Origin of the sequence: Enterococcus sp. DIV1059_2 (genome assembly GCF_051713685.1) — a bacterium.
Lineage (GTDB): Bacteria > Bacillota > Bacilli > Lactobacillales > Enterococcaceae > Enterococcus_D > Enterococcus_D casseliflavus.
The window spans coordinates 2,418,168-2,438,714 of sequence record NZ_JBIOQK010000001.1; the positions used below are offsets into that span (position 1 = coordinate 2,418,168).

Annotated in this window: 14 protein-coding genes; all 14 read right to left on the reverse strand. The window is 41.7% G+C overall.

Annotated elements, in window-relative coordinates:
* Positions 1-196 precede the first annotated feature (196 nt).
* Complete coding sequence (locus tag IGI72_RS11190) at positions 197-958, reverse strand: hypothetical protein (RefSeq protein WP_142968261.1); 762 nt, start codon at positions 956-958, stop codon at positions 197-199.
* Positions 959-1,039: 81 nt separating this feature from the next.
* Positions 1,040-3,493 carry a glycogen/starch/alpha-glucan phosphorylase gene (locus tag IGI72_RS11195; RefSeq protein ID WP_428207122.1) on the reverse strand — a complete coding sequence of 818 codons (2,454 nt, stop codon included), beginning with the start codon at positions 3,491-3,493 and terminating at the stop codon, positions 1,040-1,042.
* 117 nt (positions 3,494-3,610) lie between these two features.
* Positions 3,611-5,044, reverse strand: coding sequence for a glycogen synthase GlgA (gene glgA / locus IGI72_RS11200; RefSeq protein WP_438754225.1), 1,434 nt, complete (start codon positions 5,042-5,044; stop codon positions 3,611-3,613).
* Positions 5,041-6,192, reverse strand: a complete 1,152-nt coding sequence (gene glgD / locus IGI72_RS11205; protein ID WP_016610808.1) for a glucose-1-phosphate adenylyltransferase subunit GlgD — start codon at positions 6,190-6,192, stop codon at positions 5,041-5,043. The genes glgA and glgD overlap by 4 nt, the downstream gene beginning before the upstream one ends.
* Positions 6,182-7,324 carry a glucose-1-phosphate adenylyltransferase gene (locus tag IGI72_RS11210; RefSeq protein ID WP_431401863.1) on the reverse strand — a complete coding sequence of 381 codons (1,143 nt, stop codon included), beginning with the start codon at positions 7,322-7,324 and terminating at the stop codon, positions 6,182-6,184. The genes glgD and IGI72_RS11210 overlap by 11 nt, the downstream gene beginning before the upstream one ends.
* A gap of 31 nt (positions 7,325-7,355) precedes the next feature.
* Positions 7,356-9,302 (reverse strand): 1,4-alpha-glucan branching protein GlgB, encoded by a 1,947-nt coding sequence (gene glgB, locus IGI72_RS11215; RefSeq protein WP_213356793.1) that lies wholly within the window; start codon positions 9,300-9,302, stop codon positions 7,356-7,358.
* A gap of 178 nt (positions 9,303-9,480) precedes the next feature.
* Positions 9,481-9,888, reverse strand: a complete 408-nt coding sequence (locus IGI72_RS11220) for a hypothetical protein (protein WP_005229650.1) — start codon at positions 9,886-9,888, stop codon at positions 9,481-9,483.
* A 98-nt stretch (positions 9,889-9,986) separates the two neighbouring features.
* Positions 9,987-10,433 carry a hypothetical protein gene (locus IGI72_RS11225; RefSeq protein WP_005229648.1) on the reverse strand — a complete coding sequence of 149 codons (447 nt, stop codon included), beginning with the start codon at positions 10,431-10,433 and terminating at the stop codon, positions 9,987-9,989.
* A 197-nt stretch (positions 10,434-10,630) separates the two neighbouring features.
* Complete coding sequence (locus tag IGI72_RS11230; protein WP_332283482.1) at positions 10,631-11,440, reverse strand: DUF1803 domain-containing protein; 810 nt, start codon at positions 11,438-11,440, stop codon at positions 10,631-10,633.
* A gap of 88 nt (positions 11,441-11,528) precedes the next feature.
* Positions 11,529-12,458, reverse strand: coding sequence for a manganese-dependent inorganic pyrophosphatase (locus IGI72_RS11235; RefSeq protein WP_438754227.1), 930 nt, complete (start codon positions 12,456-12,458; stop codon positions 11,529-11,531).
* Between the two features lie 94 nt (positions 12,459-12,552).
* A complete protein-coding gene (pflA, locus tag IGI72_RS11240; RefSeq protein ID WP_010749400.1) occupies positions 12,553-13,308 on the reverse strand; it encodes a pyruvate formate-lyase-activating protein in 756 nt (251 codons plus the stop codon).
* A gap of 104 nt (positions 13,309-13,412) precedes the next feature.
* Positions 13,413-15,641, reverse strand: a complete 2,229-nt coding sequence (gene pflB, locus IGI72_RS11245) for a formate C-acetyltransferase (protein ID WP_010749399.1) — start codon at positions 15,639-15,641, stop codon at positions 13,413-13,415.
* Positions 15,642-15,910: 269 nt separating this feature from the next.
* Positions 15,911-18,373: a DNA topoisomerase IV subunit A gene (parC, locus tag IGI72_RS11250; RefSeq protein WP_015510001.1), complete on the reverse strand. Its 2,463-nt coding sequence runs from the start codon at positions 18,371-18,373 to the stop codon at positions 15,911-15,913.
* A gap of 11 nt (positions 18,374-18,384) precedes the next feature.
* Positions 18,385-20,412 (reverse strand): DNA topoisomerase IV subunit B, encoded by a 2,028-nt coding sequence (gene parE, locus IGI72_RS11255; RefSeq protein WP_074535153.1) that lies wholly within the window; start codon positions 20,410-20,412, stop codon positions 18,385-18,387.
* Positions 20,413-20,547 lie beyond the last annotated feature (135 nt).

Sequence of the window (20,547 nt, forward strand, 5' to 3'; positions counted from 1 at the left end):
ACTTTATTCTATAGCCCACGCTATTGCTTAGTAAAATCAGAATATTCCTCAGGCGGTGAAAAATGTATTTCACCTAATCACTTTGTGAAATCGATAGTTTCGGCACACAAAAAAAACAGCTAGATGTTAGCCATCTAGCTGAAATCATTCATCGTTATGCTCAAAGGACCACTTCTATTAAGAGTAACTGTCACTGCTATTTAGAACGAAAATAGCCATTTGAAGATTCTTCTTGTTGATCGTCTTCAATCATTCCTTTTAATGATCGATCTAAAACGGAACGTTTTTTTTCACCATTTTTTTTATTGCTGGCTCGAAACTCACTGCGTGTCATCCCAACAGAGGGGTGGCGATTGAATTTTTTGACGGTCGGATCATTTTCTTCTTTGACTTGATAAGCTGCTGGTTCAGTATCAAACAACAAATAACTTTCTTGTTTTTTTGCCATTGCATCCATCAAATCGTTCGGTGTAATTTCAGGTTTTTGCTCATCTGGAATAATCGATGCAGGAATATATTTAGGCACGAAATAAGAGCGCCCCGAATATTCTTTTTTCGAAGAAACAGGAACCTCAGCTTTTTCCTTCTTACTAGTCACTTGATAAGAAGAATGGTTCGCCTCTTTGCCAAAAAAGTTGGTTTTTCCTGTTGGCATTTGCTCTTTCACTGGACGTTTTCCGTACTGAGGCAAGTTGGCACGGTGATTGGCAAGCTCTTCTTTTTGACGAACATTGTGCCCCCGATCCCGTTGGCTGGACTGCACTTTGCGCTGTAAAGATTGATTTTCATCCTTGTGAGAATGACTCACGGGATCTTTGATTTCGGTTAAAATCCAATCATCTGCTTTACTGAATGCGGGGCGATGCTCGGATTGCAGCTTCACACCATCTGTATCATCATAAGCAGGAAAACGGAAGTGTTTTCGTTTCACATCTAAATAATTTGCCACTGTACTCATCCTCTTACATGCATTTTTTTCATCATACCATAAATTAAGGAGAATTTCACGAAAGACTACACCATTTCAGATGAGGACACTTCAGCTAAATTCGGCTGGAGGCACCGTCTCAGTCAAGCTTGCTGCATTCGGTTCTTTGACATGGGCAAATAATGGATCGATCTGCCAAATATCTGCAGCATAATTTCGCACCGTTTCATCTGCCGAAAATTTGCCTGCATTGGCAATATTCATTAGGCTGACTTTACGCCAACGTTGCGTATCCTGATAGGCACTATCTACCCGATGCTGCGCGTCACAATAGGCATGAAAATCCTTTAATAAAAAGTATTCATCATTGTATTTCAAAAGGGAATCAAAGATTTCCCGACCTTCAACTTGAATATTCGGGATCGTCCCATCAATAAAGGCATTGACCACCCGTTGCAAGACTGGATCTGACTCATAGTAGGTGTAAGCAGAATAATTATGCTGGGCGTAATACTGATACACTTCTTCTTCCGTCAACCCAAAGATGGCAATGTTTTCATCACCGATCGCATCTCGAATCTCAATATTGGCACCATCTAAAGTCGCGATCGTTACTGCCCCATTTAGCATCAACTTCATATTGCTTGTCCCTGACGCTTCTTTAGAGGCCAATGAGATTTGTTCACTGACATCCGCTGCTGGAATGATTTTTTCTGCTAATGAAACGTTGTAATTTTCTAAAAATACAACCTTGATTTTATCATTGATGGTTTCATCATGATTGATCAGATTCGCCACTTCATTGATGACTTTAATGATCGATTTTGCGTAGTGATAGCTTGGTGCTGCTTTGGCACCAAAAATAAAGACTCTTGGATGAAACGCTGCAGTCGGATCGTCTTTGACCTCAAAGTAGAGCTTCAAAATATGCATTAGATTCAGCAGTTGTCGTTTGTACGCATGCAGGCGTTTGATCTGCACATCAAAAATTGCCGTTGGATCTACTGTAATGCCCGTTGCTTTTTGAATGTACTGTGCCAGTGCACGCTTGTTACTCATTTTTGCGTCGGCAATTTGTTGCAGAACGGTTTCGTCATCATAATAATTTTTGAGCAGCTGCAGATCCAAGGGGTCATTGCGCCAACTCGTACCGATCGACTGATCCAGCACTTTGGCTAATGGTTGATTGGCTAGCTGAAGCCAACGCCGTTGTGCGATGCCGTTGGTTTTATTGTTGAAACGGGCAGGATAAATGAGATAGAAGTCATGGAGTACCACTGATTTTAGTAAATCAGAATGGAGCTTGGCTACCCCATTGACACTATGGCTGCCGATGATGGCTAGATGTGCCATATGGACTTGATCATCAATAATGATTCGCGTCCGATCCAGTAAGGCTTGCGGATGGACCCCTTGCATTCCTTCGACAAAGCGCCGATCAATTTCTTTGATGATCTGATCCATTCTCGGCAACACTTCTTCAATCATGCGAACTGGCCATTTTTCTAAGGCTTCCGCCATGATCGTATGGTTCGTATAACTCATGACTTTCACGGTGATCGCCCACGCTTGTTCCCAAGCAAGGCCTTCTTCATCAACTAAAATACGCATCAGTTCTGGGACACAAAGCGCTGGGTGCGTGTCGTTGATATGGATTGCTACTCGTTCACTGAGCATCGCTAAAGGCAGATTCGATTTTTTATAATAGCGAATGATACTTTGAATGCCTGCAGAAACAAAAAAGTATTCTTGCATCAATCGTGTGCGTTTGCCGATCTCGTTTGAGTCATCTGGATATAAAACAGCAGTCAAATTTTCTAAGGCTTGCCGTGATTCCAATGTCGCATAATGCGCCTCATCTTCAGCAGGCACTTCGACACTCCACAAGCGCAGTGTGTTGATGTGTTGATTCTGATAGCCAACCATCGCGGTGTCATACGGAACTGCCCGCCAGGTAAAGCCGCCTTCATAGACTGGCGCTAGTTTTCCGTCCTCTCCCGTAACGAGATAGACCTGCCCACCAAATCGAATAGGCACCGCTTTGCTTTCTTTGCGGACTTCCCAGACATTCCCAGAACGTAACCAATCATCTGGTAATTCTACTTGATGGCCGTCAATAAATTTTTGTTTAAATAATCCATAGCGATAGCGAATCCCGTTCCCATTTCCCGGCAAGCTTAATGAAGCCAGCGAGTCCATAAAACAAGAGGCCAAACGACCGAGGCCCCCGTTTCCTAAAGCCATGTCTTTTTCTGTATCCGCAACGTCATCAAGGGAAACGCCTAACTCTTCAAAAACGGCTTCCGCTTGCTCCAACAGCTGCATATTCAACAAATTGCTTTTTAGCATTTTGCCAGGCAAAAATTCGATTGAAAAATAGTACGCTTGTTTTTGATCCTCCAGCAAGAGATTTTTTCTGGTTTGACGCCAGTCTTCTGAATACATTTGCTTCACCACATTGGCTAGTGCTTGAAACAATTCCTGCGGTGAAGCTTCATCCACTTCAATCGCAAAGAGTTCATGAACACTGATTTCTAGCAGTTCACGCAATCGTTCTTTTGTCATAGGGTTACACTCCTTTTTGCATTCAATTTATAAAAAAGAAGAATCCTTGCCGCCAAAATTGCTAGTCTTACAACTAGCAGTTCTGTTGCAGACAAGGATTCTTCTGTCTTAAAACAATCAAACTTTGATAGTATTATACAACTGGATATAAAGATCGGAACTTTGATTCCAGCTGAAATCTTTTTCCATTGCTTGCTTGACCAATACGTTCCACGTTGCCTGATCAGATTGATACAATTCTATCCCTTGCTTCAAGGCATTCATCAAGTAAAATGGTGAAAACTCTTGAAAGCCAAAGCCGGTACCTTGTTTCGTGATCGGATTATAGGAATCTACCGTATCTTTCAAGCCACCGATTTCGTGAACGACCGGTAATGTACCATAACGCATCGCGATCATCTGTGACAGTCCGCATGGTTCGAAGGCGGAAGGCATCAAGAAAAGATCCGCTGCTGCGTATAACTTTTGCGCCAATGCAATATCAAAAGAAATCGCGGCAGCACATTTGTCAGGATATCTCTGAGCAAAATAGCGAAAGCCTTCTTCAAAATCATGTTCGCCAGTCCCTAGTAAGATGAACTGAACATCAAATTGCAAGAGATTTTCCATTTCTTCAAGGACCAAATGGAACCCTTTTTGAGTGGTCAAACGGCTAACAACAGAAATCAATGGGATATCTTTACGGGTAGGCAAACCAAATTGTTCTTGTAGCGCTCGCTTGTTTTTAGCTTTTCCTGATAAATCTTCGACACTGAAAGGATAGTCCAAATGAGGATCGGTTTCTGGATCGTTCATTTCGTAATCAATTCCGTTTAAAATGCCGCTGAGTTTGCCGCTTTCCATACGTAAAATCACTTCAAGCCCACAGCCGAACTCAGAGGTTTTGATTTCTTCACTATAGGAAGGACTGACCGTCGTGATGCGGTCCGCATACAAGATTCCTGCTTTCATAAAGTTCAAGCAATCGTTTAAACGTAGTGTGCCATCATCGTATCTCTCAGTCCCCATACCAAAAAGATCTGGTAAAATATCGCGACTATACCACCCTTGAAACCCAATGTTATGGATCGTCAAAACGGTGCGTATGTTTTGATACGCTTGAACCCAATGATATTTTTCTTTGATCAAGAAGGGAATCATCGCCGTATGGTAATCATTGACATGCACGATGTCTGGAATAAATTCAATGCGTTCCATCATTTCGATCACGGCTAATTGGAAGAAAGCAAAGCGTTCCCCATCATCATAAAAATCATAGAGCCGTTCGCGGCCAAAATAGTAGAGATTGTCTATGAAATAATAGGTCACAGAGCCTAGAACTAATTTTTTGATCCCACAATATTGCTTGCGCCAACCGACCGCCACTTCAAAGGAAAAACAATCTTCCATTTGCTCCTGGTATTCAGCAGGCATTTTCGTGAAATAGGGTAAGACCACAATCGTCTCGACGCCTTTTTTGACCAATTCTTTTGGTAATGCCCCTGCAACATCCCCTAATCCGCCTGTTTTAAAAAATGGGGCGCATTCCGCTGCTGTAAACAGAACCTTCATGCGCTTGCCCCTCCAATAACGTCTTGGGTCACATGAGAATTTTTCTTAATGACGATTGGCGTTTCTTTGGTTCCTTGCACTTTGACACCTTCTGCGATGGTCACATTTTTATCTAGGATCGCATAAGAGACTTCGGCACCTGCTTTGATCTCATTATTTCCGAAGATGATCGCTCCTTTGACTTTTGCTTCAGGATGGATCTTCGTGCGGCGGGCAACGAGTGACTGTTCGACCGTTCCTTCCACGATGCAGCCAGAAGCAAAGTGGCTATTTTTCACGTCAGATGTTTCTGAATAATACGTTGGCACTTCGTTTTTCAGTTTGGTATAGATCTTTTGATTCGAATAAAGCAACGACGTAAATTTATGCACATCGAGCATATCCATATTTGTTTGATAGTAAGAAGAGATGTCATAAATGTTACTTAAGTAACCAGTGTACTCATATAGACCTGTATTTTCAACAGCGATCATTTCTCGTAAAAATTGACCGAGGTCTGCCGTTGCGCCAACTTTTTGCCCCTCTTTTAGCGCAGCGATCAGACGATCTGTTTGAATGATAAAAATATCCGTACATAAGTTGACAAGGTCACTGACCTCACCTTTTTTCGCTTGGATCGCTTCTTCTAAGTGACCTTCACTGTCTACATTGAACAACAGATCACTTTCGCAAACATTGTCACTGCTGATGCGTTTGTATACGACGGTCATTTCATTGCCTTGTAGCTGATGGATTTTCAGCAAGGCACGCAAATCAATGTTGCATAAGACTTTGCTGCCCATAAATACGGTATGATCCGATTTGGATTTTTCCAAATAGTCGATGACATTATAATAATACTCTTGTCCTTCTGCTTGCTTTTTCAATGAGTCTTGGAACAGGTGAATAAAGAAACGGTTTTGTACGCCGTCCAAGTTCCACTCTTTTCCGCCACCGATATGATCGAAGACCGACTGCGTTTCTCCTTCATTGAAAATCATATAGACTTGTTTGATATTGGCATTTTCGATACTTGAAAGATTAAAATCTAACAAGCGATATTTGCAGTCAAACAATAAAGTCGACAGCGGACGGTTTTCTGTTAATGGCATCAAGTCTTGGTATCGTTGCAGATTCCCTAAAATCGCACACATTTTATTAGTTCTCATCAATCGTCACCCCTAAAATTTCAGAATAGCCGACTACGGCAATTTCGTCTGTTCCATCGATCTCTGCATCGTCACCAATCACTGCATTTTCCCCAACGATCACTCGGTTTAATTTAACATTTCTACCGATCACCGCTCCAGGCATGATCACGCTGTCCTTGATCGTCGATCCTTCTTTCACCTGCACATTTTCTGATAAAATACTGTGCTCGATTTCCCCTGCAACATAACAGCCATCCATCACGAGAGAGTTTCTCGCAGCCCCGGTCTCAGTCACAAAATGTGGTGGTGCGATTGGGTTTTTAGAAAATACTTGCCAACTTTTATCCCGAATATTCAACTCCATTGCTGGATCAATAAATTCCATATTGGCTTCCCACAATGAATCGATCGTTCCTACGTCTTTCCAATAGCCAGAGAAGCGATAGGCAAAAACGTTGTCGCCGCTTTCGAGATAAGAAGGAATGACATGTTTCCCAAAATCGACCATTTCGCCGTCTTTTGTATAGTTACTCAACAGCATACTGCGCAGACGACTCCATTCGAAAATATAGATCCCCATTGAAGCGAGATTGCTTTTTGGTTCGGCTGGTTTTTCATCAAATTCGATGATACGGTCATTTTTATCGGTGTTCATGATTCCGAAACGCGAGGCATCTTTCATCGGTACTTCGAGAACTGCAACCGTCAATGAAGCATCATTTTCTTTGTGTTTTTCCAGCATTTCTTCATAATCCATTTTGTAGATATGGTCCCCTGATAAAATCAAGACATATTGCGGGTCCATCTCATCGATATAAGCGATGTTTTGATAGATCGCATGGGCGGTTCCTTCAAACCATTTTTCGCCTTCTGAATTTGAATATGGCTGTAAGATCGTCACACCGGTACTAATTCCATCCAATCCCCAGCTTGCACCATTTCCGATATGGTTGTTTAGTGCTAATGGCTGGTACTGAGTGACAACACCCACATTTTTGATTCCTGAATTGACACAATTACTCAACGTGAAATCGATGATCCGATATCTGCCACCAAATGGAACCGCTGGTTTAGCAATATTCTTTGTTAATTTCCCTAATCGAGTCCCTTGTCCCCCTGCGAGGATCATTGCTAACATCTCTGTTTTCATTTTGTTTGGTGATCTACTCACCGTTCCCCCTCTACTCTTTTTTTTGTGCTTTCTTTACTGCTTTTTTTCGAGTCATTTTGATTTTTTCTGGTTTGATGATTAAAGCCCCAAGTGCAGGCAAAATTGTTTTGATTTGATAGTCGTATTGCTTAAAAGGGGTATTACTGGTCTGGCAGTCTGGGTTATTCGCCACCCAAGTTCCACCAAATACATCCCGTTCCGTGTTTAAAATCTCGCGATACGTTCCTTCGTATGGCACGCCGATCGCAAAATCGTGACGCTCCACTGGTGTCAGATTGACAACCACGATCAAGAAATCTTTTTTCGTTTTTCCTTGTCGTAAGAAAGTCAATGTCGTTTCATCTAAGTTGTCTGCATCGATCACCATCAATGAATCTTCTTGATCATCCAATTCCCAAAGGGCTCGTTCTTCTTTGTATAATTCATTCAAGGTCTGGGTGAAGAACTGCATTTTTGCATTGAATGCGTCGTTTAAATCGACCCATTCAAGACCATGATCATATTTCCATTCTAAAAACTGTCCCCATTCACTACCCATGAATAACAGTTTTTTCCCTGGATGCATCATCATGTACGTAAAGAGATTTCGTAGTTGTGAAAACTGTTTGTAGCGGTCTCCCCACATTTTGTGCATCAAACTTTTTTTGCCATGAACCACTTCGTCATGGGAGAGTGGCAAGATATAATTTTCTTGCATCCGATACATGAAAGAAAAAGATAAAAGGCTTAGATGATCTTTACGGAAAATCGGGTCCATTTCGTAAAAACGCAGGACATCATTCATCCAGCCCATATTCCATTTGTAGTCAAACCCGAGAGCGCCTCCTTCGACCATTCCTGTTATTTTGGTCTCGGAAGTACTTTCCTCTGCAATCATGACAACTGCAGGATGGGCTAACTTGATGACTGAATTGAGCTTTTGTAAGAAATAGTACCCTTCAAAATTCCGATTGCCCCCTTCGTGATTCGGTTCCCATGGGCCTTCATCATAATCGCGATAGATCATGTTGGAAACGGCATCTACCCGAATACCATCAATGTGGTAAAATTCGATCCAGAACAATGCACTTGAGATCAGAAAGCTTTGGACTTGCGGTTTGCCTAGATCAAAGTTGATCGCACCCCAGCGAACATTTTTCGCACGGTTTTCATCCATGTATTCAAAGGTCGGCGTGCCATCATAATAGGCAAGACTGTCATCATTGACACAAAAATGTCCTGGCACCCAATCAACGAAGACACCTATATTTTCCAAATGACAAGCCTCTACAAAGTCTTGAAATTCTTCTGGTGTCCCATAATAGGAGCTAAGTGCAAAGTAACCAGTCAATTGATAGCCCCAGGAGGTTCCTAAGGGATGTTCCATCAAAGGCATAAATTCGATATGGGTGTAGCCCATTTTTTTCACGTAAGGAATAAGTTCATCTTTTAATTCGGAGAAGCGATAAGGGGTGCCATCTTCGTGGTGCTTCCAGGAGCTGGCATGAACTTCATAAATATTAAGAGGTCGATTAAATGTTTTTTGTCTTTTTTTCCGTCCTTGCCATAACCCATCCCGCCATTTTTTTTGTGGGATCGAATGCAACACGGCAGCAGTTCCTGGTCGAGCTTCAAAATGGACAGCAAAAGGATCGATCTTCAATACTTCTCGTCCATTTGCTTGTTTTACTTTGTATTTGTAAAGCTGTCCTTCTTTTACTTGGTTGGTCTCAATTTCCCAAACACCGGATTCCGTCCTTTTGTTCATCGGCAAGGTATCCGTCCATTGGTTGAAGTCGCCAACAAGCCAAACTTGCTGAGCATTTGGTGCCCAAACGCGAAACACGTAGCCATCATCTACTTGATGGGCGCCTAAGAAATGCTGTACATAAAAATTTTCACCACTCAGAAAGTCTTTTTCCGCAGTCAGTACCTGTTGTTTGGTAACCACTCTCTCATCAGTCCTCCTCAAATTCATTTTGATCGTTGACTGAAATGCCAACGAACTTGTTACACTCTTTCATCTTTTAGAAATCGTTTCAAAATCAACTACATCTCTCTATCTAGCATAGCATAAAACATTGCGCTAGTAACGCAATAACCTTAGTTGCCAGCAAATAATCTTTGACAGAAAAAAACAGCTTGAACGTATCTGTTCAACCTGTTTCAGCTCTACTTTTTAGCTTTTGGAAAATGAAGTATGTGACTACCCATAACTGAAACAAACTTGCTAAAACAAGAATGAAAACTACCATCACTGGAAGTGTTTCAGTTAATTCAAAATATGCCAACAGTGTCCCAAATGCAGAAGAGGCGGAGCAAAAACACCAAAATCGAAACCCATAAAAACTGGTCACCACGGTATAAAGACTGATGATCCCCAACAAGAAGAGCTGAGTAAATCGGTCAAATACCGTATCGGTATAATAAATTTCACCTAACAAGGCTTGGATCGCACCAAAACTTGTCGGTACTTTATAAAGCGTCAGCAGAGCGCCGAGCAAGCTGAATGCACCAATCAGAAGATGACTGCCAGCTAAGCCGATTCGAATGTTTAGTTTCACGCGTCTTTCACAACCTTCAATCTAAAAAAATCCTTTTTCCGCTAACTACTGCTTACACAGCCGTTTTCCTTATTCACTAGAGCCGAAATCATCTGTACTTATTTTGCCTGCCAAAGCTCTTTTACTTGTCCATCCGTGTAAACTTTATAGACTTTATTTGCCGATGAGGATGTGTTTGTTCGAGCAATCAAGTAATAGTTCCCGTCACAATCAAACTCACCCTCACTTAATAATTTGTAACTCGTCACTGGCCCATTTGCCATTTTCTTTGCTAAGTAACGCATGGCATGAGCTGGATTCACCAGATAGTTTTGATTGATTAGCCAATCAATGATCACGGAAACGATCGTATTTGCCCCAAACCGTTCCTGTTGTTTTAACGCAAGAATGAGATCGCCATCAGAAAAACGCGTTTCATCGATCCCCGCTTTTGTAATTGCTTGCCGAGCAGCTTCTATTTCTGACATTGATACGAACGTGATCATTTCTGCTTTCGTTTTGTTTTGTTCCAACTGTTCAAAATCAACCGTTTTATATCCTTCCATTTTTATATCCCCTTTCAAAGTTCTAGAATCATCATATCATCAAGAAATCAAAACTCCAAACAAAACGATTGTTGTTTTTTAATTTTTATTCATCAAATTATCATTTGAAGAAATAAGAAAAAAAGCTGCTAGAATCGAATCTAGCAACTTTTTAATAGTCAGAAAATTTAAAACAAATAATATAATTATTAGAAATTTTAATTATTATTGAAATAAAGTGTATTGTATGAACCTGATTTGTTTGCCAAGTGAGCGATCACAAGGCGTTGGACGAACAGATCCTTTTCAGAAGACGGATAACGCTCGTTTTTTAGATTATCACAATTTATTTCTTCCAGCAACAAATGTAGCTCAGGGCTTATGATCTCGACCCGTTGAAGTGATTCCAGAAAAATACTCGGACGGACTTTTTTATTTTTACGAATGCGTTCAAGGATCACACTCACTTGGTCTAAGTAATAGACTGGATCGACATCACCGATCAAATCCATTAATTCATCATAGATCGCAAGGGTGCGCAACTGTTCATTCGCTTCAAAAAAAGCAGGCAGTGTTGGTGGCCACTGTGTTTCTGAGTAAGAGATCAACTGAAATTGTTCATGACTCAATGCATAGACCGCTCCTTGTTCAACTCCTTGCTGACAACCGTAAAAGTATTTATTTTCAACACTTGACGCAGCAAAACTTTTGATAAAACCAGCGACTTCTTGTGTTGACCAATTGCGCGCTGCTTGATAGAAATCATCACTTACTTGTATCTGCTGTTGATCATGTTCAGTATAGATGGGGAAGCCTAAATAATAGCGTCGTTCTTGACGGATGATCAACTTTTCTGCGATCAAGCGGTCAAGAATTTTATCAAAAGAACCATCTGTAAACTTCGCTTTTAATGCTCGTAGTGTCGGCGGCTCTTGGCTATTTAATAGCTCCTCTACCAATTCATGGAATTTCGAAGATTCCAGTATCGGTTGCAATGAGCGAAAGTGGGGACTATAAAAAAATTTCACTGCGTGTACTCCTTATCCAAACAATCATGAAAAATACTGGCTTGATCTACCAAAACAGATCTCACCAGCATTCAGACAGTTAGCTTAATTATCCTTCAAAAACCTCTGTTAATTGAGGTACGATTTGTTTTTTACGAGAAACGACACCAGGTAAAAACGCACGATTGTTGGTTAATGTCGTTTTAAAGGCTGCTTCTACTGGGGCAGTTGGTTCACCAACGACTAGCAGCTCAGAATTACTATCTAAGATATCAGTGGCAACCAGCAAGAACAGATCATAGCCATTTGCTGCCATTGAATCCTTCATAGCCGCTTCCAACTCTGCTTGACGGTCAAAGACTTCTTTTAGATCAACCGTGTTGACTTGTCCGATACGGATGTTTTTAGCACCCATTGGGAAGCTTTTGGCATCTAGGTCCAGCAATTCTGCTGCTGATTTCGTTCCAAGATTCGTACCAGCTTTTAACATATCTAATCCATAGACTTCCAGTTCTACATCTGCTATAACGGCTAGTTCTTTGGCTGCTGTTACGTCTTCGTCGGTACATGTTGGTGATTTAAACAACAATGTATCAGAGATGATCGCTGAGAGCATGATTCCTGCGATCGCTTTTGGAATTTCCACTTGATTTTCTTTGTATAATTTCAACACGATCGTACTTGTACAACCGACCGGCTCTGCACGATAATACAGTGGATTTGCCGTTTCAAAGTTAGCGATACGATGATGATCAACAACTGCCAACACAGTGACATCCGCAATATCCGCTGCACTTTGTTGAAATTCATTATGATCCACTAACATTACTTCTTGGGTTTCCTTTGCCACTGAATCGATCACCCGAGGGGCAGTTAGGCCAAAGGTATCTAACGCAAATCGTGTCTCTTCATTCGGTGTACCAAGCGCTACTGCTTCACAATCTTTTCCAAGTTGATTTTGTAAATTCGCAAAGGCAATTGCTGCACCAATGGCGTCGGTATCAGGATTTTGATGACCGAATACTAATATTTTCGACATTTCTTCATCGCTCCTATTTCAATTGATATTCACTTTCTAATCATAGTAAAAAAACAGGAAAGAAGCAATAGCAATCTCTTCTTTCCTGTTTTGATCAACGGGTTAAGTAACCTTTATAGTCGTCTACATGAAGCAAACGCTTGGCATTTTTCACCCGATCTTCTGTTGGTGGTTCGATCCCTTCAAGGGGATATTTCAAACCAAGCTCATCCCACTTGTATTTCCCCATCGTGTGATAAGGCAAGATCTCTACTTTATCGACATTCTTCAGTGTTTTGATAAACTCATCCAAACGGATCAAAAATTCATCATAGTCGCTTCTAAAAGGAACCAGCACGTGACGAATCCAGACAGGCTGATTGATCTCTGAAAGATAATTCGCCATATCCAAAATATTATCGTTCGATTGGGTAGTTAGCTCTTTATGGGCTTTGTTATCGATGTGCTTGATATCAAACAATAACAAGTCAGTAACGGTCATCAGCTCTTGAAACTTGCTAAAAAATGGTTCTTCCCGTGTAAATGGTTTTCCACAAGTATCTAATGTCGTGCTGACACCTTCTGCTTTGGCTTTACGAAACAGATCGATCAGAAAGTCCATCTGAAGCAATGGTTCCCCACCACTGACGGTGATCCCACCTTTTTGTCCCCAGAATTCGCGATATTTCAATGCCTCTTCTAAGACATCATCAGTCGTTCGTTCGACACCGGTGCCAATCTTCCATGTATCTGGATTATGACAAAACTGGCAACGCATGCGGCATCCTTGCATGAATACAATAAAACGGATACCTGGTCCATCTACTGATCCAAAACTTTCTGTTGAATGTACTTGTCCTGTTACTGCCATAATGCTCTTCCTTTCTTCGAAACGACGGATGACCACGCTCCGTCTGATACTTTCAAAACAAGAGGCGGCGGATTTTCCCGTCCGCCGCCTGAAGTTGTTGCTTATTACATTGCTTCGTGCATTGTACGAGCAATCACGTCATCTTGTTGTTCTTTTGTTAATTTAATGAAGTTTACTGCATAGCCAGATACCCGAATTGTTAATTGTGGGTATTTTTCTGGGTGAGCTTGCGCATCAAGCAATGTGTCACGGTTAAATACGTTGATATTTAAGTGGTGACCACCTTTTGCTGCATAGCCATCTAGCATTGTTGCTAGGTTTTCTTGTTGTGTTTCGTCGTCACGTCCTAATGCTTTAGGTACGATCGAGAAGGTGTTTGAAATACCATCTAATGAGTAATCATATGGTAATTTCGCAACTGATGAAAGGCTTGCCAAAGCACCATGCGTATCGCGACCATGCATTGGGTTTGCACCTGGAGCAAATGGTGCGCCTGCACGACGTCCATCAGGCGTGTTCCCTGTTTTCTTACCATAAACCACGTTAGAAGTGATAGTAAGGATCGACGTTGTGTGTTTTGAATCACGGTATGTTTTCGTGCGTTTTACTTTTTTCATGAAGGCTTTCAACAAGTTGACTGCGATATCATCTACGCGGTCATCATTGTTTCCGTATTTCGGATAATCGCCTTCGATTTCGTAATCTTCAACAATGCCGTTTTCATCACGGATCGTACGAACTTTGGCATATTTGATCGCTGATAATGAGTCAACTGCAACAGAGAAACCAGCGATACCAGTAGCCATCGTACGTAGAATGTCTGTATCTTGTAGCGCCATTTCAATGCGTTCATAAGAATATTTGTCGTGCATGTAATGAATGATGTTCAATGTGTTCACATACAGATCACAAATCCAGTCCATCATTGTGTCATATTTTTCCATTACTTCGTTGTAATCCAAGTATTCAGAAGTAATTGGTTGGAATTTTGGTCCAACTTGTGCTTTTGATTTTTCATCGACCCCACCGTTGATTGCATACAACAATGTTTTCGCTAAGTTGGCACGAGCACCAAAGAATTGCATTTGTTTCCCGATGCGCATGGCGGATACACAACAAGCGATTCCGTAGTCGTCGCCCCAATGTCCACGCATCACATCATCGTTTTCATATTGAATCGCTGATGTTTGGATAGACATTTTCGCACAAAATGTTTTGAAATTATGAGGCAAACGTGTTGACCATAAAACAGTCAAGTTTGGTTCTGGTGCTGGGCCTAAGTTTGCTAAAGTGTGTAAGAAACGGAAGCTGTTTTTCGTTACCATATGACGTCCGTCTTCACCCATACCAGCGATTGATTCAGTTACCCAAGTTGGGTCACCAGAGAACAATGCGTTGTAATCAGGCGTCCGAGCAAATTTCACAAGACGTAGTTTCATGACGAAATGGTCAACGATTTCTTGTGCTTCTTCTTCAGTGATCACGCCATTTTTCAAATCGCGTTCAACATAAATATCAAGGAAAGTTGACGTACGTCCCAATGACATTGCTGCACCATTTTGCTCTTTGATGGCTGCTAAGTAACCAAGATATAACCATTGGAATGCTTCTTTCGCCGTTTGAGCTGGTTTAGAAATATCAAATCCGTAAATGTTTCCTAATTCTTTCAATTCGCTTAACGCACGAATTTGTTCACTCAATTCTTCACGTTGGCGGATAATGTCTTCAGACATCGTTCCGTTTCCGCAATACAATAGGTCTTGTTGTTTTTCTTTGATCAAGAAGTCCACACCGTATAATGCCACACGTCGGTAGTCACCAATGATTCGGCCACGGCCGTAAGCATCAGGAAGACCTGTGATTACACCAGAACGGCGCGCTGCTCTGATTTCAGGTGTATAAGCATCAAAAACTCCTTGGTTATGTGTTTTACGGTAGTCACGGAAAATGTGAGAGACTTCCGCATCAATTTCATAGCCATAAGATTCTGCTGCTTGTTCTGACATGCGGATGCCACCAAATGGTTGCAAGCTGCGTTTAAATGGTTTTTCCGTTTGGAAACCAACAACTGTTTCTAGGTCTTTGTCTAAGTAGCCAGGTCCATGAGAAGTGATCGTTGAAACGACTTTTGTATCCATATCCAATACGCCGCCAGCTTCACGCTCTTGCTTGTTCAGTTCCATGACTTGATCCCATAGCTTCGTCGTTGCTTCAGTAGCATCTGCTAGGAATTCATCTGTTCCGTCATAAGGTGTGTAGTTTTCTTGGATGAAGTCGCGTACGTTTACTTCTTCTTTCCAAGTTTTTCCTTTAAATCCATTCCATTGTTCCATTTGATGGACCTCCTTAAATTTTCTGTTCACTAATGTAACAGCTTTACGTGAACAGTATAACACACACCTTAATGATTGCAAGCATTTTCAAGAATTATTTTTAACAATTTATTTTTTTTTAAGATATTAATTACTAAAAACGTTGATTTATAGGTGTTTAATAAATGTGAAACTTTTATTAAAGTATCTTTTTCGTTAATGTGAAAGATTAATTATGAGACAAAAAGCAACCCTCCTGTACTGGTACAGAAGGGTTGCTTTGTTATAATTTATAGTACAGAATCTTCTGCGATTGCAGGACTGATTTGGGTTTTCACTTCGTAGATTTGTCCCCCTGTTTTCTCATCCATGATAAATGAGCCGTTGGAGGTCCGATCATTGATCGGGATTTGGTTGGTGATCACTTCAAAGGATTGTCCTTTTTGATTCGTCACTAGCACTTGCTGATTTTCCCCACTGCCCATATAGACGACACGATGAGGATTTTTCTTCAATTCCCGCAAGACCATCAATCCGCGCTTCGCCCGACCTAATTGGTTGATTTCTTGAGCCAACATTCGTTTTGCTGCGCCACGTTGGGTGATCAAAACGATCGGTGTATCCCCTTCGGAATAAACGAGCAACCCATTGATAAGATAATCATCCGCTTTAAGGTTCATCGCTTTGACCCCAGCTGCTTTTGGTCCCACGACAGGCACTTCATTAAGCGGGTAGCGTAAGCCAAAGGCAAGATGACTGACTAAGAATACATCCATTTCTTCCGTTTGATCCGTCAAAAAGACGTTGACCAATTCATCTGATTCATCTTTCAGCTTCATAATCGTCATTGGCCGTGTTTTATAGGTGCGCCAAGGTTCAAATTCCGTCATTCGTGTCTGTTTGATCATACCGTTTTTACTGATCAGCACGAAATTTTTCAATGGATCGATCTCTTTGTACGCAAAGACCCCAATGATCATTTCATCTTGCGCCAGTGTCATGACTGTTTGCGAAATATGTTCTCCTAAATCTTTCCATTTTAAATCAGGTAATTCATGGACCGGTCGATAGATCGTGTTCCCTTTATTAGTAACCAACAACAGGTGATCCAACGTGTTCATTTGATTACTGTAAAGTAAAGAGTCACCTTCTTTCATGCCGATCTCTTCTGGTTTTGAAGCACCGTAAGAACGCAAGCTGCTGCGTTTGACATAGCCGTCTCTTGTGACCGTCACGACGACTTCTTCTTGGGCGACCAAGACTTGTGTTTCGATCTTGATTTCTTGAATTTCTGCTTCAATCTCAGTCAACCGCGGCGTCGTATATTTTTTCTTGATCTCTCGCAGTTCTTTCTTGATCACTTTCAGCAATTCATTTTCTTCATTCAAAATCGTTGTCAATTCAGCGATCGTTTCTGCAAGTTCTTTTGCTTCTGCTTGCAATTGTGTAATGTCCGTATTGGTCAAGCGATACAACTGTAAGTTCACAATGGCTTCTGCTTGTTCTTCGGTAAAACCATGTTGAACCACCAGATTATTTTTGGCATCTTTTTTGTCTTTACTACCGCGAATGGTAGCGATCACCTCATCAAGGATCGACAAAGCTTTGATCAGCCCATCAACGATATGCTGTCTTTTTTGCGCTTTTTGCAGCTCAAAACGACTGCGTTTTTCGATCACTTCACGGCGATGTTTGATGTAGCTTTCTAAAATCCGCTTTAATCCGACTTGCTGAGGACGCATATTGTCGATTGCCACCATGTTGAAGTTGTAGTTGATCTGCAATTCGGTATTCTTAAATAAATAATTTAAAATCCCTTGCGCATTTGCTTCTTTTTTCAGCTCGACAACGATCTGCAGTCCAGTACGATCTGTTTCATCTCGTACTTCAGCAATCCCATCAATGCGTTTATTCAAACGGATCTCATCCATTTTTTTGACTAAGTTGGCTTTATTGACCTCATACGGGATCTCATTGATGACGATTTGCTGTTTGCCGCCTTTGATGTCTTCGATCTTGGTTTTCGAACGCAGAATCACTTTGCCTTTGCCTGTTTCATACGCTTTTTTTATTTCTTCTTTCCCTTGTAAAATGCCCCCTGTTGGAAAATCAGGGCCAGGAATGTACTTCATCAGCTGATCCAAAGAAGCTTGCGGATGGTCGATCAAATAGATCGTTCCATCGATGATTTCCCCTAAATTGTGGGTAGGGATCTCTGTTGCATAGCCAGCTGAGATCCCAGTTGAGCCATTGACTAACAGATTCGGGTATTTTGCTGGTAGAACAGTTGGTTCTTTTTCAGTATCATCAAAGTTCCAAACCAATTCGACGGTGTTTTTTTCAATATCTTTTAATAGCTCACCACTTAATTCTGAAAGCCGTGCTTCCGTATAACGCATGGCAGCTGGCGGATCACCATCCATACTCCCGTTGTTCCCGTGCATTTCAATCAAAATCTGACGTAGCTTCCAGTCTTGACTCATGCGGACCATTGCTTCATAGATACTCGAGTCCCCATGGGGGTGAAAATTCCCCATGATATTTCCGACAGATTTTGCTGATTTGCGGAAGCCTTTGTCATAGGTATTGCCGTCTTGGTTCATAGCAAATAAAATCCGCCGCTGAACCGGTTTTAACCCATCACGAATATCTGGCAATGCCCGTTCTTGAATAATGTATTTGGAATATCGACCGAAGCGATCTCCCATCACTTCTTCCAATGTCAATTCTTGTATATTGCTTTTGTGTTCCAAGAGACCACCTCCTATTCCTTAACTAACTGTTTGCTGTCTGCTTGTTCGGTATCCATTAATTTTTCATCAACTAATTCAGGTACCGTATCTTCTTTTTTATCCAAAATACTGCCATCTTCTTCTAAACTAAATTGAACATGACTTTCGATCCACTTCCGACGAGGTTCTACCTTGTCCCCCATCAAAGTGGTGACGCGACGTTCTGCTTGGGCAGCATCATCGATCCGTACCCGAATCAGTGTCCGCGTTTCTGGGTCCATGGTCGTTTCCCACAATTGGTCGGCATTCATTTCTCCTAACCCTTTGTAGCGCTGTAGGAGATAGCCTTTGCCGATTTTTTGGGTCAGTTTGCTTAGTTCATCATCGGTCCAAGCGTATTCGACTACTGCTTTTTTCCCTAACCCTTTTGACACTTTGTACAGAGGCGGCAAAGCAATGTATACTTTCCCCGCTTCGATCAAAGGTTTCATATACCGGTAGAAAAAGGTTAAAAGCAGCACTTGGATGTGCGCCCCATCGGTATCCGCATCGGTCATGATGATCACTTTATCATAGTTGCAGTCTTCAATTGAAAACTCTGGGCCAACACCGGCACCGATAGTATAGATCATCGTATTGATTTCTTCATTTTTCAAAATATCCTGCATCTTGGCTTTTTCAGTATTGATGACTTTGCCTCGCAATGGCAAGATGGCTTGGAACTTGCGGTCTCGTCCTTGCTTTGCTGAACCACCCGCTGAATCCCCCTCCACCAAATACAATTCATTTTTCTTAGGATTACGAGATTGCGCAGGTGTTAATTTACCAGAAAGCAGTGACTCGCCTTTTTTGCGTTTCTTTCCAGTACGGCTTTCTTCTCTCGCCTTTCTGGCAGCTTCACGGGCCTCTCTTGCCTTGATCGCTTTACGAACCAGCATTTGACTCATTTCACTGTTTTCTTGTAGATAATAGCCTAGCTGCTCACCAATCACATTGTCTACCGCATTTCTTGCTAAGGGTGTCCCTAATTTCCCTTTGGTCTGTCCTTCAAATTGCAAAAGATTTTCTGGCACGCGGATCGACAGAACTGCCGCTAACCCTTCACGGAAATCACTGCCTTCAAGGTTCTTATCTTTTTCCTTCAACAAATTGACCTTGCGGGCATACTCATTGAAGGCTTTGGTCATTGACGTCTTCATCCCAACTTCATGGGTACCGCCATCTTTGGTACGTACATTGTTGACAAAGGACAAGACGTTTTCTGAATACCCATCATTGTATTGAAAGGCAAGCTCTACTTCGATGGCTTCTTTCGTGCCAGAAAAATAAACCACTTGGGTCAAGGTATCTTTTTCTTCATTTAAATAATCAACAAATTCTTTGATGCCTTCCTCATATAAAAAGACTTCATGAATCGGTTCTTCCCCACGTTCGTCCGTCAGGGAGATTTTGACCCCTTTCAACAAGAACGCTGATTCTCTCAAACGTTCAGCGAGAATCTCATAGGAGAATTTGGTTGCAGAAAAGATTGTATCGTCTGGTTTGAACGTAACGGTTGTTCCCGTTGGTTTACGGGTTTTGCCGATTTTTTTCAAAGTACCTGCTGGTTTCCCGCCGTCTTTGAAGCTCTGTTTGTATTCAATACCGTCACGAACGATGACCACTTCTAGCCAGCTGGATAAGGCATTTACAACACTGGCACCAACCCCATGAAGGCCGCCAGAAGTTTTGTAGCCGCCTTGGCCAAACTTTCCGCCAGCATGTAACACGGTGAAGATCACTTCAACAGTTGGGATTCCAGATGCATGTGTCCCGACCGGCATTCCCCGACCATTGTCTCGAACACTGATACTATTGTCTTTATGGATCGTAACATCGATTTCATTGCCGTATCCTGAGAGTGCCTCATCAACCGCATTATCGACGATTTCATACACTAAGTGGTGCAAGCCGCGGCTATCGGTCGAGCCGATATACATTCCTGGTCGTTTTCTTACTGCTTCCAGGCCCTCTAAGACCTGAATGGAAGCATCATTATATTCTGTGGTTTTCTTTGCCAAACCCACCGCTCCTTTAATCTTGATCAGTCCTTTTCTAATGCTGAAAGGACTGCAAAAAAAATCTTAACACAAAATACGCTTTTTTCAAGCGAACATTTTTCTAAACTATCTTATCCTTTTTCCTTTGTTTGCACA

Bases quoted from the DNA above. Each gene is read 5' to 3' on its own strand.
- IGI72_RS11190 (WP_142968261.1), bottom strand. From the start codon at position 958: ATGAGTACAGTGGCAAATTATTTAGATGTGAAACGAAAACACTTCCGT.
- IGI72_RS11195 (WP_428207122.1), bottom strand. From the start codon at position 3,493: ATGACAAAAGAACGATTGCGTGAACTGCTAGAAATCAGTGTTCATGAA.
- glgA (WP_438754225.1), bottom strand. From the start codon at position 5,044: ATGAAGGTTCTGTTTACAGCAGCGGAATGCGCCCCATTTTTTAAAACA.
- glgD (WP_016610808.1), bottom strand. From the start codon at position 6,192: ATGAGAACTAATAAAATGTGTGCGATTTTAGGGAATCTGCAACGATAC.
- IGI72_RS11210 (WP_431401863.1), bottom strand. From the start codon at position 7,324: ATGAAAACAGAGATGTTAGCAATGATCCTCGCAGGGGGACAAGGGACT.
- glgB (WP_213356793.1), bottom strand. From the start codon at position 9,302: ATGAATTTGAGGAGGACTGATGAGAGAGTGGTTACCAAACAACAGGTA.
- IGI72_RS11225 (WP_005229648.1), bottom strand. From the start codon at position 10,433: ATGGAAGGATATAAAACGGTTGATTTTGAACAGTTGGAACAAAACAAA.
- IGI72_RS11235 (WP_438754227.1), bottom strand. From the start codon at position 12,458: ATGTCGAAAATATTAGTATTCGGTCATCAAAATCCTGATACCGACGCC.
- pflA (WP_010749400.1), bottom strand. From the start codon at position 13,308: ATGGCAGTAACAGGACAAGTACATTCAACAGAAAGTTTTGGATCAGTA.
- pflB (WP_010749399.1), bottom strand. From the start codon at position 15,641: ATGGAACAATGGAATGGATTTAAAGGAAAAACTTGGAAAGAAGAAGTA.